Below are 15,063 nucleotides of genomic sequence, written 5' to 3'. Positions count from 1 at the left end.
GAACGATGGTTGCTATTGCACAGTGCAAAATCTTTGCGCCGCACCAGCGTGCGTCCCCGATAGGAACGAGCGCGCATTGCGGTGATTGGAGCGTCATCAATCCCCCTCGAGGATACGAGAAGGATACGCTCATGCCCGCCAATCAACTCGCCGTCGTCACCGGCGCCTCCACCGGCATCGGCCTGGAACTCGCCAGATGCTGTGCCCAAGCAGGTTTCAACCTTGTCATTGCGGCGGACGAGCCTGAGATCGAGAGGGTGGCCGTCGATCTCCGCAGGCTCGGCAGCAGCGTCGAACCGGTGCAGGCCGATCTCGCCACCACCGAAGGCGTCGACAAGCTCTGCGCCGCGGTCGGCGACCGGCCGATCGACGCGCTGCTGGCCAATGCCGGCGTTGGTCTTGGCAAGGCCTTTCTCGACCAGGATTTTGCCAGGATCAAGCACCTCGTCGACACCAACATCACCGGCACGCTGTATCTGATCCATCGCGCCGGCAACGCGATGCTTCGCCGCAATTCGGGGCGCATCCTGATCACGGGCTCGATCGCGGGATTCACGCCGGGCAGTTTTCAGGCGGTCTACAACGCCAGCAAGGCGTTTCTTGATTCATTCTCATTCGCGCTCCGCGAGGAGTTGCGCGACAGCGGCGTCACCGTCACCTGCCTGATGCCTGGCGCCACGGAAACGGAGTTCTTCCGCCGCGCCGACATGATGGATACCAAGGTCGGCACCGAGCCGAAGGACAGTGCCTACGACGTGGCGAAGGCCGGCTTCGACGCCATGTTGCGCGGGGAGTCCGACATCGTGACCGGAATGAAGAACAAGATCCAGACCACGATCGCCAACGTCACGCCGAACGAGATGCTGGCCAAGCAGCATCGCAAGATGGCGGAGCCGGGCACGGCGAAGTCGTAGAACGATACCGTCGCAATCTAAGCTAACCGGTGCGGCGCGGACCGATAAGGAGGACGCCGATTCACATAGCCTAATGCGCAATGCTCCCCGCGCCGTCAGACTGGTTCGGCTGGAAAAAGGGGGCTGTGATGCCGATGGATCGCGTCGAACAGGCCTTTGTCGCAACGGCAATCACGGGTTTTCTCGTCATGATGGCGGCGATCGTCTGGATGATGATGGGTTGATGACCGGGAGGGCTGCTGATTTGCGGATCGCGTTGCCCTATGCTGCAGTGCTTCTGTGTCTGGCGGTGACCGCCTGGCTCGCTTTCGCGCATCTGTTCTGATCGCCGTCAGGCTCGGCCGTGCGGATCGGCGATCAGCGCCGCCAGCCTCTGTGCCATCGCAGGCATATCGATCGGTTTCTCCAGGATCGGCACGTCGTGGAATTCCGGACTGATCGTGACCTTGTCGTATCCGGTCGTGAAGAGGAAGGGGACGTTCCGTGCCTTCAGTTCGCGCGCGACCGGAAAGATCATCTCGCTGCGGATGTTCACGTCGAGCACGGCGGCATCCAGAACACTGCCGTCGTGCAGGATACTGAGTGCGTCGTTGAGATCGCCCACCGGGCCCGCGATGTCTGCGCCGAGCGCGCGACATGCTCTGCCAATGTCGTCGGCGAGAAAATATTCGTCCTCGACAATGAAGATGCGTCGCCCGCTGAGCGCCGACTCTGGACCTGACGATCGAGGCGACATCGCCATGGTGCCTTCCACCCCTTCGTTGCCGGTTCATAGGAACATAGGGCGGTGACCCGCCTTGGTACAAACGAATACAACCGATAGTGGGTTCCATGAGCAACCGCGACATCATCGTCATAGGTGGCTCGGCCGGCGCGACCGCGCCGCTGAAGCAGATCCTGGGCCGGCTGCCGCCGGATCTGCCCGCGGCGGTGTTCATCGTGCTGCACATCCCGGCGCAGGGCATCGGCATTCTCTCGACGGTGGCCAGCAGCGCCGGTCCGCTCCCGGTCCGGCAGGCCGAAAACGGCATGAAGATCGAGCCAGGCCGGGTTTATCTGGCCGCACCGGACCACCATCTGCTGCTGTCCGAGGATCGCGTATTCCTCGGGCGCGGCCCGCGCGAGAACATGGTCCGGCCGGCCATCGATGCCTTGTTTCGCTCGGCCGCCATCAACTACGGCCCGCGTGTGATCGGTGTGCTGCTCAGCGGCCTGTTGTCCGACGGTTCGGCCGGTCTCAACGCCATCAAGCGTTGCGGCGGGATTTCGGTGGTTCAGGACCCCTCGGATGCCATCGCCGATGAAATGCCAAGGAGCGCCCTCGAGGCGACCATCATCGATCTTTGCGTTCCCGGCGCCGGAATGGGCGATGTGCTGTCTGATCTCGCCAGGGAGGCTGCCGGCGCCGCACTGCCGATCCCGCCGGAGATCCGGCTCGAGGTCGAGATCGCGGCCGGCGAACGGATCGGCAGTGACCGTCTCGTCTCGATGGCCGATCCGGTTGCGCTGACCTGTCCGGCCTGCGGGGGCGTCCTGTCCGAGATGAAGGAATCGCACCCGATGCGCTTCCGTTGCCAGGTCGGTCACGCCTTCGCCGCCGACGTCCTCGCAAAAGAGCAGGAGGGGCAAGTGGATGAAGCCCTGCGGGTCGCACTGCGCATCATCGAGGAGCGGGCCGAGCTGGTGCAGCGCATGGCCGCCGACGGACGGCGCAACGGCCGGCCGGCGGTGGCCGAGATGTACCAGGCGCGCGCTGCCGAATATCGCGAATATGCCGACATGATCCGGCGCGTTGTGCTAAAGTCGCTCGATCCTCCCATTCGCAAGCGGGAGGCTTGAGGGTCGCGATGGCCATTTCCCTCGCCGAATGGACCGAGCAACTCGATACCGAGCGCCGCCATCTGATCAAGGCCGATCGGGATATCGAGGAGGGTTCGCGGCGCATCCTCGATCAGGAGGCGCGCATCCGCGAGCTCAGTGCCGGCGGCCACGACGCGGGCCAGGCGGAACGGTTGGTCGAGGCGCTGAAGCAGACCCTCACGGAATGGCTGCGCCATCGCGTCCTGATCGAGCAGCGGATCGCCTATCTTCGGCAGCAAGTCGGTCCGGAGTGATCTGGGGGCGTTGGCAGGCCACCCAAGCTCAACGCCTAATGCCCAATGCTCGCTGTACGGAACGCAGCGTGACGTTTCCGCCTTGCTCCTGTTGGGATAATATCAATTCTGCTATTTGCGGCGAGCGGGCGTCCTCTGGTTCCCGTCAATGAATGAGAGCTACCGAGACCATGCATGAAATCGGCGACCAGTCGGTCGAAAGAGAGCGCCAGACCAGGTCTCCGCTGATCATCGGGGTGGGCGCCGCGCCGACAGCTCTGGATAGCGTCGAGCGGTTCTTTTCCAGGCTCACCGTAAGCGCCGACCAGGCCGTCGTGCTCGCATTCCAGCATCATGAGGCCCTCGACGAGCCGCGGCTGCGCCAGATCGTGCGAAATTCCCACGGTGGCAAGATTTCCGACGTCGGCAACGGCCTGACCATCGAGGGTGGCACGATTTATCTGTGCCCGCCGGCGATGATCACGACGATCCAGGACGGTCGCTTCGGCGTCCGCCCGGCCGAGCAGGCGCCCGGCGAGCGGGCGACGATCGACAGCTTCCTGGTGTCGCTGGCGGAAGAACGCGCCGAGCAATCGATCGGCGTGATCCTGTCCGGCATCGGCGGCGATGGCACGTTGGGTACCGCGACACTGAAGGACCACGGCGGTCTTGCCATCGCCGAAAAAGGCGCGAGCGACGACGCGGATCATCTGAAGGACGCCGATACGCCGGCGGCGATCGCCGACTACGTGCTGACCGCCGAAGACATCGCCGAGCACATCCAGGTCTATGCCCGTCATCTGCGGCGGCTGGAGGAGAAGCAGGGGTTCGATGAGGTGCTGGCTGCTGCAGCGACCTCGCTGTCGCGCATCGCCGACATCCTGCGCAGCAAGACCGGCAATGATTTCCACGGCTACAAGCAGAACACCTTCCTGCGTCGCGTGCAGCGGCGGATGCAGGTGGTCCAGATCGGCGACATTTCCGCTTACGTCGATTTCCTGCGCAACGACCAGGACGAGGCGCAGCACCTCTTCAACGACCTCTTGATCGGCGTCACCGAATTCTTCCGCGACAAGCGTGAATTCGAGGTGCTGGAGAACCAGATCGTCCCGAAGCTCTTCGAAGGCAAGGACGCGAGCCAGCAGGTTCGCGTCTGGGTGCTCGGCTGCGCCACCGGCGAGGAGGCCTATTCGATCGGTATCCTCCTGCGCGAGCACATGGCCAAAATGGACTCCGTGCCGCAGGTTCAGATCTTCGCGACCGACATCGACGGACGGGCGTTGGCGGCCGCGCGCGTCGGCCGCTATCGCACCAAGATCGAGGCGGACATGACCAGCGAGCGCCTGGCGCGCTGGTTCGTGCGCGAAGGCGATACCTATTGCGTGGTCAAGGAGCTGCGCGAGATGTGCATCTTCTCGCAGCACAACGTGATCAAGGACGCACCGTTCTCCAAGCTCGATCTCGTCTCCTGCCGCAACCTGCTGATCTACCTCAATGCCGAATTGCAGAACCGGGTGATCCCGTTATTCCACTTCGCCCTTCTGCCGGATCGGTTCCTGTTCCTCGGCAATTCCGAGAACGTCACGCGGCATCCAAAACTGTTCGTACCGGTCGACCGCCGCGCCCGCATCTTCAAGAAGCTCGAGACCGGAACCCGGCTGCCGCCGGAATTTCCGATCACGACCGCCGCGGGGAGGGCAAACCTCGAGATAGCGCCGGCGCGCTCCTTCCGCCCTGATATCGGGCTGGAGCGTCGCGCGCAGCGGATCGCGGAGCGCTATGCGCCCGCCTATGTCATCGCCGACAGCAACTTTCAGGTCCTGCACTTTTCCGGGCGCACCGGACGCTACATCGAGCCGACGGCAGGCGCCGCCACGCTCGATCTGCTCCAACTCGTCCACCGCGATCTCCGCCTGGACCTGCGGGCGGTGCTCAGCCGCGCGGCGGAGACCAACGAGCCCGCCCATGCCGAACAGGTGCAGCTCGGCGCCAACGGCCAGCACATTCCCGTCGACATCACGGTGGAGCCGATCCAGGAGAGCGGCAGCGGCGATCGCAATTTTGTCGTCCTGTTCAAGGACGGCCCGGTGCGCGCCATCGATGCCGGCGCAGGCAAGCCCAATGCGTTGGTGCAGACCGAGCATGTCGAGCGTATCGAAGGCGAGCTGCGGGCGACGCGGGAGCGCCTTCAGGCGACCATCGAAGAGCTCGAAAGCACCAACGAGGAGCTGAAATCCTCCAACGAGGAATACCAGTCACTCAATGAAGAGCTTCAGTCCGCGAACGAGGAGCTCGAAACCTCGCGCGAGGAATTGCAGTCGGTCAACGAGGAATTGACCACCGTGAACGGCGAGCTGGCTCACCGCGTCCAGGAATTGACGCGCGCCACCAGCGATCTCGAGAATTTCCTGGAGAGCACGCAGATCGCGACCGTGTTCCTCGACAACGATCTGCGCGTGATGAACTTCACGCCGGCGATCACGCAGGTCCTGCATCTCGTCGAAACCGACAGAGGCCGCCCCATCGCGCACATCAAGGCGCGCATCCCGATCGAGGACCTCTATGACGACATTCGCGGCGTGCTGCGGACGCTCGTTATCGCCGAGCGCGAGCTGAGGGCGCCGGACAGCGGCACGCGCTACATCGTGCGCATCCTGCCCTATCGCAGCATCGACAACTTCATCGCCGGCGTCGTCATCACCTTCGTCGACATCACCGCCATGACCCGCGCCGAGGAGCGGCAGCGCCTGCTCCTGGCCGAGCTCCAGCATCGGGTCCGCAACACGCTCGGCGTGGTGCGCTCGATCGCTCGTCGCACGGCCGATACGAGCTCGACGGTCGAGGAGTTTGCCTCCCATCTTGATGGCCGGCTCAACGCTTTCGCCCGTACCCAGGCACTGGTGACCCGCGATCCCGAAGGCGGCGTGGATCTCGAATATCTCGCCGTCGAGGAGATGTTAGCCTATAATGCCAGGGAAGGTGAGCAGGTACGTGTCAGCGGCCCCACGGTGCGTTTCCATTCGAAGGCCGCGGAAACGTTCGCGCTTGCCATTCACGAGCTCGCGACCAACGCACTCAAATACGGCGCCCTGAGCCGGCCGACCGGTCGCATCGAGATTTCCTGGCGCCTCGAGCAGGGCACCGACCCGGCGGAGCTGGTGTTCGAGTGGCGGGAGCGCGGTGGGCCGCCGGTTGCGCCGCCGCCGCACAAAGGATTTGGGACCGAGCTTCTGGAGCGCACACTCGCGTTCGAGTTCAAGGGGCAGACCAGGTTGGCATTCAGTCCCAAGGGATTGGAATGCACGATCACCATTCCCCTCAACAAGCGGGCGTTTCATACACCGGCGGTGGCCAGCTGATGCCCTTGTCGACGCTAGATCGCAGCCAGGTGGACCCGGTCATTCGCCGGCTGAACGTGCTGAGGCCCTTGTCGAGGGAGGCTCGCACCTCGCTCGAATACGCAATGCTAGAGGGAATCCAGCGCGCGGGGGCGGGCGAGGATCTGATCTCGGAGGGCGATCCGGTCGACAGCGTGCGCCTCGTGCTGTCCGGCTGGCTCTGCCGCTACAAGACGCTGGAGGACGGCCGGAGACAGATCGTCAATTTTCTCTTTCCCGGCGAAAGTTGCGACGCGCACGCGTTCCTGCTCTCGGTGATGGATCATTCCATCGCGGCGATGACGCCGGTCGTCTACACCGAAATCAAGCGCGCGCGGTTCGAGAGTCTGGTGGCGGGGGACCGTGGGCTCGCGGAAGCGTTCTGGTGCGAGACGCTCGTCAACAACGCGATCCAGCGCGAATGGGCCATCAACCTCGGCCGCCGGGTGGCCTTTGAACGCGTGGCCCATCTGTTCTGCGAGATCATCGAGCGGCTGCGTCCTGTCGGCATGGTCGAGGGCAATTCCTGCGTGATGCCGGTGACGCAAATGGATCTTGCGGACGCCACCGGCCTGTCGGTGGTCCACCTCAATCGCACGGTTCAGGAGCTGCGTGCCTCCGGCCTGATCGTGCTGCGCGATCGCACGCTGACTATCACCGATCTCGATGCGCTCAAGGACGCGGCGCTGTTCTCGCCGAGCTATCTGCAACTCTATCGGCGGGCCTAAGCGCTTTCTCCCTTGGGAACGGTCGCACTTGATCCAGGTTAGCGTTCGCGGTTTTTTTTGAGCGGATGGCTGGTTTTGAGTAATTGACCTAACTTACGTAAAGGCGGTTTCATCCCGAATCTTCTATGGTCGTTCCATGAACGACGTCCTGCTTGCCCGCGCTGAGCGCGCGATCGAAGCGAGCCGCGCCCTCCGGGCGCAGCGCAGAGCGGTCGCGGATCAGCTTGATGACGCCACGCGCGAGGTGCGCCGGGTGGTGATGGAAAGCGCGATGTTACGCTCCGAGCTCAAGGCCCTTCGCGATAACCGGCAAGAGCAGGATCTCCGGCACGGCGTGCCGCCGGAATAGGAGCCGGCGACACCAAACATGCAGCACGCGCCGGGGGCGTGCCCCGCTCAAGCCCGCTTCGCTGCTTTGGATCGCCTGTTGTATGGCGAGCGGTTGACGGGTCTCAGCGAAATGCCTTCGCGCTGCGCCTTGCTGCGAATGGCCGCGACCGGGCGCTGCAGCTTGATGCTCATGACGCCCGTGGGCGTGTTTCCTTTTGCGAGCTGCTTCAGCTTGCTCACGTCCGCAGGTGTCCACCGTTCGCGCGCCCGGCGCTTGTACGCGGGATTTGCCTTGCGCGGGCCTTTGCGGCCGATCGGTGAGCCCGGCCGTTTCCATGCTGCTTTCGCCATGATGATCCTCCTTCAAGTCCTTCATCAATAAGCGAATCAGCATTTCGGTTCCGGCGCAGTCGAAGCAGCGCCGGCGTGCGAAGGGAATGCGCACATCCGTCGCTGCTCGGCCCCTTCGTTTCGCACCAGCAAAATCACGCACCGTTAACTTATTGAAATGCCGGAACCTGCGGTTGCGGCCGAAGCTGTCAACACTGCCGGGCTGGGCGCCCCAACCGGCATGAACTTTGGCCCCGGCGCCCGACCTCCCGCCGGGGCCAATTCCTCCGATCAAAAGGGCTTTGTGAAAGTACAATGACCGCGAAACGCAACCGCAGGAAACAGACCCAATCGCTCCAGGAGCGGTTGGCGGCATTCGCCCAAACCGCTCGCGAGCGCGCGCGCAGCCTGCCGCCCGGCAAGGAGCGCGACATGCTGCTTCAGCGCGCCAAGCAGAACGAGGTGACCTCGAACCTGACGGACTGGCTGAGCGAACCCGTGTACCCGAGACGGGGAGGGTGACGATGCGGAGCATCAAGCACTACCGCGCGTTCCAGATCGATCCGGACGGGCATGTGTTTGGATGCATCAACCTGGTCTGCGACGATGATGAGCAGGCCAAGCGCGAGGCCGCCTCGCTCGTGCTGGTGCACCGCATCGAACTGTGGCGGCTGGACCAGCGCATCGCGCAGTTCGATGTGCCGCCGGAAGTTGTCCGCCAGTAGAGCAGCGACACGAGAGCGAGAAGGAACCGCGCGCTGCGCCCCGGGTTGGTCGAACTGTACCGACCTCGCGAGGAGCCAGCATGACGGAAGCCGACATTCGCAAGGGGATGCCGCCCGTCAAGCTCTCGCGCGAGGCCTTCGAGCACCGCTACAGGAGCCGGTTCGTCGATCCCGCCTTTGCACCGCTCCAGCGCGAGCTCGACGCCATCGTCGGCGCAGCCTGGGATGCCTACAGCAATTCACGCAAGGCCCCGCTGACGCGAAAGGCGGGCGCGGGATTCTCCGATCCCGATTACGACATCGCCATCGACTGGCTCGATGCGCGCGCGAAGATCCTGGCAGCGCAGCGACGCCATGACGACGCGGACGAGACGCCGCGCATCCTCATCATCAACGGCTCGGCCCGCAGCGAGCACACCTGTCCCGGCGAGATGTCCAAGACCTGGCGCCTGGTCGAACTCGCCGAGCCGGTCTTTGCCGAGCTTGGATTTGCCGTCGACATCCTCGATCTGTCGCGCCTGGCTTCGGAGTTCGGCAGGACGATCCATCCCTGCAAATCCTGCGTCGGAACAGCGATGCCGCTCTGCCACTGGCCGTGCAGCTGCTATCCAAACTACTCGCTGGGACAGACCGACGACTGGATGAACGATATCTATCCGCTGTGGGTCGCCGCCCACGGCATCCTGATCGTGACGCCGGTGAACTGGTATCACGTGCCCGCCGGATTGAAGGCGATGATGGATCGCATGGTCTGCGCCGATGGCGGCAATCCCGATCCGACCTCGACCCACGGCAAGAAGGCTGCCGAAGCCAAGGCGCTGGAGCTGAAGGGCTGGTCCTATCCGCGCCATCTCGCCGGCCGCCATTTCGGCCTCGTCGTTCACGGCGATGCGGTCGGTGCCGAGGGGGCGCGCCGGGCCTTGTCGGATTGGCTGACCGACATGCAGCTGATCTCGGCGGGCCGCTTCGCCGAGCTCGATGGCTATGTCGGCTACATGGAGCCATACGCCACCTCGCACCGCGACCTCGATGACGACAGGGCATTCCAGACGGAGGTGCAGAACGTCGCGCGCGCACTCGGCAACGCGGTCCGCCTGGCGCGGAGCGGACAGCTTCGCGAGCCCGGTGCGGGCCTGTCGGATCCAAACCCCAAATGACGGCGAATGATCAGCCGTATGATTGCCTGATCGTCGGCGGCGGCCCGGCCGGGCTGATGGCTGCGATCTACCTCGCGCGATTTCGGCGCCGCGTCTGTGTCGTGGACGCAGGCGCGAGCCGGGCGGCGCTGATCCCGCGCAGTCACAATGTGCCGGGCTTCGTCCACGGCCTCTCCGGTACCGACCTGCTCGCGCGCATGTCCGCGCAGCTGGGCGAGCTCGCTGTCACGCGGGTGGCCGCCGAGGTCACCGCCTTGCGGCGACACGAGCGAGGTTTTCAGGCGATCTGGAATGGCCATACGCATGAGGCCGCCACCGTCGTTCTCGCCTGTGGGATCGTCGACACCCACCCGCCGTTTGACGAATGGCGCGCGGCCGTCGCGGACGGGCTGTTGCGCTACTGTCCCGTTTGCGACGCCTTCGAGGCGATCGACCGTCGCATCGGCATCGTCGGTCCGCTTCACCGCGCCGCCGGCAAGGCGCTCTTCATGCGCGGCTACTCGCGCGACGTGACGCTGCTGGCAACGGGCGAGGATGACGGGAAGCCCGCGGCAGCGGAGCTCAATGAAGCCGGTGTCGAGATCGTCGTCGCGCCCGGCCTGCGCCTGAGGCGGCGAGACGACGGCGTTGAAGCCGTGTTCGCCGATGGCCGGACGGCGCAATTCGAGATGGTCTACCCGGTGATGGGTGCGGAAGTGCGCTCGCATCTCGCGATGACGCTTGGGGCCGAACACACCGCAGACGGCCATCTGAAAGTCGACGACCATCAGCGCAGCTCGGTCGACGGGCTCTACGGCATTGGCGACGTCGTCACCGACCTGCACCAGATATCGGTCGCGTTCGGCCACGCCGCGGTCGCCGCCTGCACGATCCACAACAGCCTGCCGCGGCGGCTGGCATGAGGAACGGGGTATCGGACATTGGCAACAGAATCATCCTCGAAGACCGCGGTCTATGCGGCGCTCTTCGGCAATGTCCTGGTCGCGGTCACCAAGATCGGCGCCGCCGCCTGGACGGGAAGTTCGTCCATGACGAGCGAAGCGGTGCATTCGCTCGTCGACACGACCAACGAGATCCTGCTGCTCTATGGCTACCGGCGCGCGAGCCGTTCGCCCGACGAATCCCATCCGCTCGGCTATGGGCGCGAACTGTATTTCTGGAGCTTCATCGTTGCGCTGCTGATCTTCGCGCTGGGCGCCGGTGTCTCGCTGTATCAGGGCATTCTGCATGTCGCCGCACCCGAGCCGATCGAAAGTCCGATCGTCAGCTTCGTGGTGCTCGGGCTGTCGTTCCTGTTTGAAGGCGGCTCCTGGCTGGTTGCCCTGCGGCGCTTCAGCCCGGACGGCCAGCGGTTCGGATATTATCAGGCTTTCGTTCGCAGCAAGGATCCTCCGGCATTCATGGTGCTGCTCGAGGACAGCGCGGCGCTGGTCGGCATAGCCATTGCCACGGCGGCCACTGCGGCGGCCGTATGGCTGCGCCAGCCGGTCTGGGACGGGATCGGTTCGATCCTGATCGGGATATTGCTGGCGATCGTGTCGATCGGTCTCGCGCGCGAGAGCAAGAGCCTGCTGATCGGCGAGCCCGCCGATCCGGAGCTTGCGCGATCCGTCCTCGATATCGCAAGGCGGTCGCCCGGCGTGCTCAGGGCCAACGGCCTGCTGACGGTGCAGCTGTCGCCGGTCGAGGTCGTTGCGGCCCTCAGCATCGAATTTGCGGATGACAAGCGCGCCGACGACATCGAGCGATGCGTCGTTTCGATCGAGACCGAGATACGCAAACGTCATCCGAGCGTGGCGGCGCTGTTCATCAAACCGCAGACCGATGCTCGCTACCGGGCGGTGCGCGCGAGGCGGTACGGCTAGCTTCGCGAAGTTTCCCCGAGGTCGCAATCGGCACGACGGCAGGAACGATCACAACATCCCACTGGTTGACCGGTGCAGGTCGGTGGCATGGACGAATGCGTCGCCATGTGCCGCTCCTGCGCGCAATCCTGCCGCGCGATGGCGGCCTGAGGACAAGCCCATGCTGCAAGAGAAACTCACGGAAGCCATCGTCGAGGAGCTGAAGCGGCAGGCGGCCAACCGGCCGCAATTGCTAAAGCTCGAACGGGCGGACGACGCGAAAGCCTCGGAGGAGCTGATCGTCAACGGCAAGATCGACTTGGCCGCGCTGGTTATGGTGATCGCCGGATCGGTCGCCGGCGGGCCTTAAGTCCGGCCGTCAACGGCCCTCAGCCATATTCCTCGCCGATGCCGTATTCCCGGTAGATTTCCAGCGGATCGAGGTCGGGAAACAGCCGGCATTTGGCCTGGGCGAGATGGAGGCTCACCGCCGCCGGCTCCTTGCCGTTCGAGAGGATCTTGCGGATGTCGTCCATATGCGCGCTCGGCTGGTGCTTGGTATCGAGCTGCTCCAGTGCGACCAGCGCAGTCGCCAGCGCCTCGGTCAGTACCCAGTCGTCGTGGCCGGTGATTCCCTTCTTCGGCATCGGCAGACCCCACATGTGGCGGTCCCAGTCTATCGGGACTTCGGCCGAATCTCCAAGGAGCCGTTGCAGCCAGCAGGCCCGCGGACCGGCGGCCGTGCTCCGGCTTGCATTATGGCCGGGCGTGGCTAAAAGGCGGCATTGCCGGGGCAATAGTATCTTTGTTGAAACAAAGTTGGCGTAGACGGGGCTGCATGGCATTCAGGCCGGCTGTTCCGGTCTGGGCTCCTGATCCCCGCATTTGCAACACGGTCGGTTGCGCCACCCTTCAAGGCTTAAGCCCGCATGGTCTTTTTAAGCTTCGTCTATCGCTTCGTGACCAACTTCGCATTCATGGCGATGGTCTATTTCAGCCTGAATTTCATGGAGAAGTACCAGAACCGGGCGATTATCGCGATCCTGGTGCTGGTCTATACCGGCATGCGCGCAGCTTCGACGCTGCGGGCGTTCTACTTTTACCAGAAGATCGAGAAGCTGGAAGCCGAGACCAAGCGCCTTCAGGCTCCGCTCAATGACGGCACTGGCGGAACGAGTGTGCGCAAGCAGGTCGTGGTTGACGTCGCCCGGCTGCGGCGCGACGGCGAGGTCAAGTCCTATATGGACCTGTTCTTCCTGGCGCTGATCGTATTGCTCTGCGTCGCCAACATCATGCGACAGTAAGCTCTACTGCGCGCGCTTCTTCAGGCTTGCCACACGGGTCGGGCGCGGCGCTGTGCTCTTGGGCGCGGCGCTCTTGGGCGCGGCGCTCTTGGGGGCAGTGCTCTTGGCTGCAGTGCCCTCGGTCTCTGCGGCGTGGTTCGGTGTGCCATGAGCAGCGCGCGCGGTGCGGCGAGCGTGCCACTTGCCGGCTTTGACCTTGGCCGCAGGAGGCGTCTCGGCCGCCATTGCCAGGCGCGTCGCGGCGCGCCGCGACAAGGTCGTCGACAGCAGCACCTCGACCGAGCCTTCCGGGATCGCAAAGAGATCGCGGCCAGGCACGGGCAGGGTGGCCGCGACATTGGCGAGCGCCATGGTCTTGCGCGGCAGCAGCGGTTGGTGCGCGGCCTGTGCGTTGAGGTCGGCCAGCGAGGGTGCCGGAAGCGTCTTGGTCTGCGCGAACACGAAGTTCGGCACGGCCGGCCAGCGCGCGATCGGTGTGGTCTCGGTCGGCGGATGCAGCAGCCATTCCACCGGCGTTGTCGGCGTCGCCAGCTGCTCGGCGGTCGCGGGCACCACGTGCACGATGCGATAGCCGCGCGCCTTGAGGTCGCGGATGATCTTCGGCAGCGCCGCCACCGTGCGGGCCTGGATGTCGTGCAGCAGCAGGATGCCCTTGCCCTTGGCCTCAAGCCGCTGGATTGCGAGCTGATAGACGCGATCGGGCGACACATGGCGCCAGTCGTCCGCCGGGAAATCGGCGCTCCAGACCTGGATGCCGCGCGAGATCAGAACGTTCTCGACGCCGTCGGCGCGCATCAGGCCGGGAATGCGGAAGAACGGCGCGAGCTTGGACGGATCGGTCATTGCGGCCGATGTCCACTCGATGCCGCCATTGATCTGCGCCTCGGCCTTGTCGAGCGGCATCCGGTCCATTGTGAGCGGATGCGTCATGCTGTGGGTGCCGACGGTATGGCCCGCTGCGACCAGCTTGCGCACGCCTTCCGGGTTCGCCTTGGCCTGTTCGCCAATGATGAAGAAGGTCGCCTTGATGCACTCGTCGGCGAGGATCTGCAGCACCTGGTTGGAATATTTCGGCAACGGACCGTCGTCGAAGGTCAGGACGACTTCATGGTCCTTCAGCGGCAGCGTCTCGCGGTACTGCATGGTGCCGATGCGGGGATGCTCGTGCGGATCGACCACGAGCGTGCGGGAGGTCCCGAGCGCGTCCGGATGGCCGGGGCAGTCGGCCGCAATGGCCGGCGAGCCGATGGTCAGGACACCAAGGAATCCGCCAAGAAATCTGCCAAGGAAGCTGCCAAGGCAAAGGACGATCCACGATCGCGTCCGAGCAACAACGCTACTTCCGATCATGAACCCGGTCTGCCCTCTTACGCGATTGCCGCCATAGTAGGTCGGAGACATCAGCAAACGGTTCAGGCGCAAGAACCCCGACCCAGAACCCTGCCGCGACAAGTCCCCTTGATACTTGCATGGCGTAGCATGAACAGACTGTTAATAGGGCCCAAATCACCCCATTTTGCACCGGCGTGACATTCCGGCATCAATGCGCGTCGGCACTCTTCTGTGATGCACCCGCCGGCACGACGTGAACCACCCGATAGCGGTTCTCCCTCAGATACCGCAGGAAGGCCGGCATGATCGCAGCCGTACGCGCCTTGGGATCGTGGAACAGGATGATACCCTTGCCGGCGGCGGCGAGCCGCTCGGTGACGAGCTTCATTTCCTGCTCCGGCGTCATCTCGTTCCAGTCGCTGGCCCACAGGTCGGCCCCGAACACCACGATGCCGCGGGACTGGAGCAGGTCAAGCTCGGCTGGCGTCGCCTCGAAATAGGGGAAGCGGAAGAACGGGGTCGCGGGCGTCGTTGTCGAGGTGCCGTGCAGAGCCAGCTCGACGGCCGCGATGCCGCGGTCGATTTCGCTCTTCGCTTTGTCGAACGGAATGCGCGCCATGAACGGGTGCGAGAAGGTGTGGTGACCGATGCTGTGGCCCTCGCGCGCGATGCGCTTGACCATGTCAGGGTGTTCGGAGGCGTGCAGGCCGATCAGGAAGAAGGTCGCGCGCACGCATTCCTGCGCCAGTGCCACCAATACCTTCGACGTCGTCGGCGGATGCGGCCCGTCGTCGAAGGTCAGCACGACCTCGTGATCGGCAAGCTCCAGCGTCTGCGGAAAGCTCTTCAGGCCCACGCGCGGCGCGGTCTTGGCGTCGACGCTCAGAATGCGGGAGGTGCCGAGCGCGTCCTTGCGCGGGCACTCGGCG

At 64.4% G+C, this 15,063-nt stretch carries 19 protein-coding genes; 14 read left to right on the top strand and 5 right to left on the bottom strand.

Annotated features, from left to right (window positions below; translation table 11 throughout):
• The first annotated feature begins 131 nt into the window (after positions 1-131).
• Positions 132-914, top strand: a complete 783-nt coding sequence (locus IVB32_RS00370; protein WP_085351353.1) for an SDR family NAD(P)-dependent oxidoreductase — start codon at positions 132-134, stop codon at positions 912-914.
• 80 nt (positions 915-994) lie between these two features.
• Positions 995-1,138 carry a hypothetical protein gene (locus IVB32_RS00365; protein WP_247409496.1) on the top strand — a complete coding sequence of 48 codons (144 nt, stop codon included), beginning with the start codon at positions 995-997 and terminating at the stop codon, positions 1,136-1,138.
• 107 nt (positions 1,139-1,245) lie between these two features.
• On the opposite strand, the gene IVB32_RS00360 is transcribed toward IVB32_RS00365, so the two are convergent.
• Positions 1,246-1,656 (bottom strand): response regulator, encoded by a 411-nt coding sequence (locus tag IVB32_RS00360; RefSeq protein ID WP_085384485.1) that lies wholly within the window; start codon positions 1,654-1,656, stop codon positions 1,246-1,248.
• A gap of 89 nt (positions 1,657-1,745) precedes the next feature.
• Between IVB32_RS00360 and IVB32_RS00355 the strand changes: the two genes are divergently transcribed.
• The 5 genes from IVB32_RS00355 to IVB32_RS00335 all read left to right on the top strand — a co-directional run bounded on the left by IVB32_RS00355 (position 1,746) and on the right by IVB32_RS00335 (position 7,461).
• A complete protein-coding gene (locus tag IVB32_RS00355; RefSeq protein WP_018455214.1) occupies positions 1,746-2,753 on the top strand; it encodes a chemotaxis protein CheB in 1,008 nt (335 codons plus the stop codon).
• Between the two features lie 8 nt (positions 2,754-2,761).
• On the top strand, positions 2,762-3,028 hold the full coding sequence (locus tag IVB32_RS00350; protein ID WP_018455213.1) for a hypothetical protein: 267 nt from the start codon (positions 2,762-2,764) through the stop codon (positions 3,026-3,028).
• Positions 3,029-3,198: 170 nt separating this feature from the next.
• On the top strand, positions 3,199-6,366 hold the full coding sequence (locus IVB32_RS00345; RefSeq protein ID WP_247371873.1) for a CheR family methyltransferase: 3,168 nt from the start codon (positions 3,199-3,201) through the stop codon (positions 6,364-6,366).
• Positions 6,366-7,112 carry a Crp/Fnr family transcriptional regulator gene (locus tag IVB32_RS00340; protein ID WP_247409493.1) on the top strand — a complete coding sequence of 249 codons (747 nt, stop codon included), beginning with the start codon at positions 6,366-6,368 and terminating at the stop codon, positions 7,110-7,112. Before IVB32_RS00345 ends, IVB32_RS00340 begins: the two co-directional genes overlap by 1 nt.
• Positions 7,113-7,248: 136 nt before the next feature.
• The gene (locus IVB32_RS00335; protein WP_247371878.1) at positions 7,249-7,461 is read left to right on the top strand and encodes a hypothetical protein; all 213 of its coding nucleotides are present in this window, start codon (positions 7,249-7,251) and stop codon (positions 7,459-7,461) included.
• Positions 7,462-7,508: 47 nt separating this feature from the next.
• Here the strand turns inward: IVB32_RS00335 and IVB32_RS00330 are convergent, their stop codons facing one another.
• A complete protein-coding gene (locus tag IVB32_RS00330; RefSeq protein ID WP_247409492.1) occupies positions 7,509-7,682 on the bottom strand; it encodes a hypothetical protein in 174 nt (57 codons plus the stop codon).
• 405 nt (positions 7,683-8,087) lie between these two features.
• On the opposite strand from IVB32_RS00330, the gene IVB32_RS00325 reads away from it, so the two are divergent.
• From IVB32_RS00325 to IVB32_RS00300, 6 genes are all read left to right on the top strand, one after another.
• Positions 8,088-8,294: a hypothetical protein gene (locus IVB32_RS00325; RefSeq protein WP_018455208.1), complete on the top strand. Its 207-nt coding sequence runs from the start codon at positions 8,088-8,090 to the stop codon at positions 8,292-8,294.
• A 2-nt stretch (positions 8,295-8,296) separates the two neighbouring features.
• Positions 8,297-8,497 carry a hypothetical protein gene (locus IVB32_RS00320; RefSeq protein WP_026232903.1) on the top strand — a complete coding sequence of 67 codons (201 nt, stop codon included), beginning with the start codon at positions 8,297-8,299 and terminating at the stop codon, positions 8,495-8,497.
• An 80-nt stretch (positions 8,498-8,577) separates the two neighbouring features.
• Positions 8,578-9,654, top strand: a complete 1,077-nt coding sequence (locus IVB32_RS00315) for a flavodoxin family protein (protein WP_085351357.1) — start codon at positions 8,578-8,580, stop codon at positions 9,652-9,654.
• Positions 9,651-10,556 (top strand): NAD(P)/FAD-dependent oxidoreductase, encoded by a 906-nt coding sequence (locus IVB32_RS00310; RefSeq protein WP_247371881.1) that lies wholly within the window; start codon positions 9,651-9,653, stop codon positions 10,554-10,556. The genes IVB32_RS00315 and IVB32_RS00310 overlap by 4 nt, the downstream gene beginning before the upstream one ends.
• An 18-nt stretch (positions 10,557-10,574) precedes the next feature.
• Positions 10,575-11,519 carry a cation diffusion facilitator family transporter gene (locus IVB32_RS00305; RefSeq protein WP_247371883.1) on the top strand — a complete coding sequence of 315 codons (945 nt, stop codon included), beginning with the start codon at positions 10,575-10,577 and terminating at the stop codon, positions 11,517-11,519.
• Between the two features lie 160 nt (positions 11,520-11,679).
• Entirely contained in the window at positions 11,680-11,868 is a 189-nt protein-coding gene (locus IVB32_RS00300) for a hypothetical protein (RefSeq protein ID WP_247385842.1), read from the top strand.
• A 19-nt stretch (positions 11,869-11,887) separates the two neighbouring features.
• On the opposite strand, the gene IVB32_RS00295 is transcribed toward IVB32_RS00300, so the two are convergent.
• Positions 11,888-12,160: a hypothetical protein gene (locus IVB32_RS00295; protein ID WP_204511410.1), complete on the bottom strand. Its 273-nt coding sequence runs from the start codon at positions 12,158-12,160 to the stop codon at positions 11,888-11,890.
• Between the two features lie 267 nt (positions 12,161-12,427).
• Here IVB32_RS00295 and IVB32_RS00290 point away from each other — a divergent pair, with 267 nt between their 5' ends.
• Positions 12,428-12,802 carry a hypothetical protein gene (locus tag IVB32_RS00290; RefSeq protein WP_018455201.1) on the top strand — a complete coding sequence of 125 codons (375 nt, stop codon included), beginning with the start codon at positions 12,428-12,430 and terminating at the stop codon, positions 12,800-12,802.
• 3 nt (positions 12,803-12,805) lie between these two features.
• Here IVB32_RS00290 and IVB32_RS00285 read toward each other — a convergent pair whose 3' ends face one another.
• Together IVB32_RS00285 and IVB32_RS00280 are read right to left on the bottom strand one after the other, a co-directional pair.
• Positions 12,806-14,152 (bottom strand): polysaccharide deacetylase family protein, encoded by a 1,347-nt coding sequence (locus IVB32_RS00285; RefSeq protein WP_247409525.1) that lies wholly within the window; start codon positions 14,150-14,152, stop codon positions 12,806-12,808.
• 190 nt (positions 14,153-14,342) lie between these two features.
• Positions 14,343-15,063 (bottom strand): polysaccharide deacetylase family protein (locus IVB32_RS00280; protein WP_247409491.1); only part of this gene is annotated, 721 nt, incomplete at its 5' end.

This window comes from Bradyrhizobium sp. 23 (assembly GCF_023073295.1).
GTDB lineage: Bacteria > Pseudomonadota > Alphaproteobacteria > Rhizobiales > Xanthobacteraceae > Bradyrhizobium > Bradyrhizobium canariense_D.
Note: the sequence above shows the minus strand (reverse complement) of the source record. Positions and strands in the feature narration are given on the sequence as shown.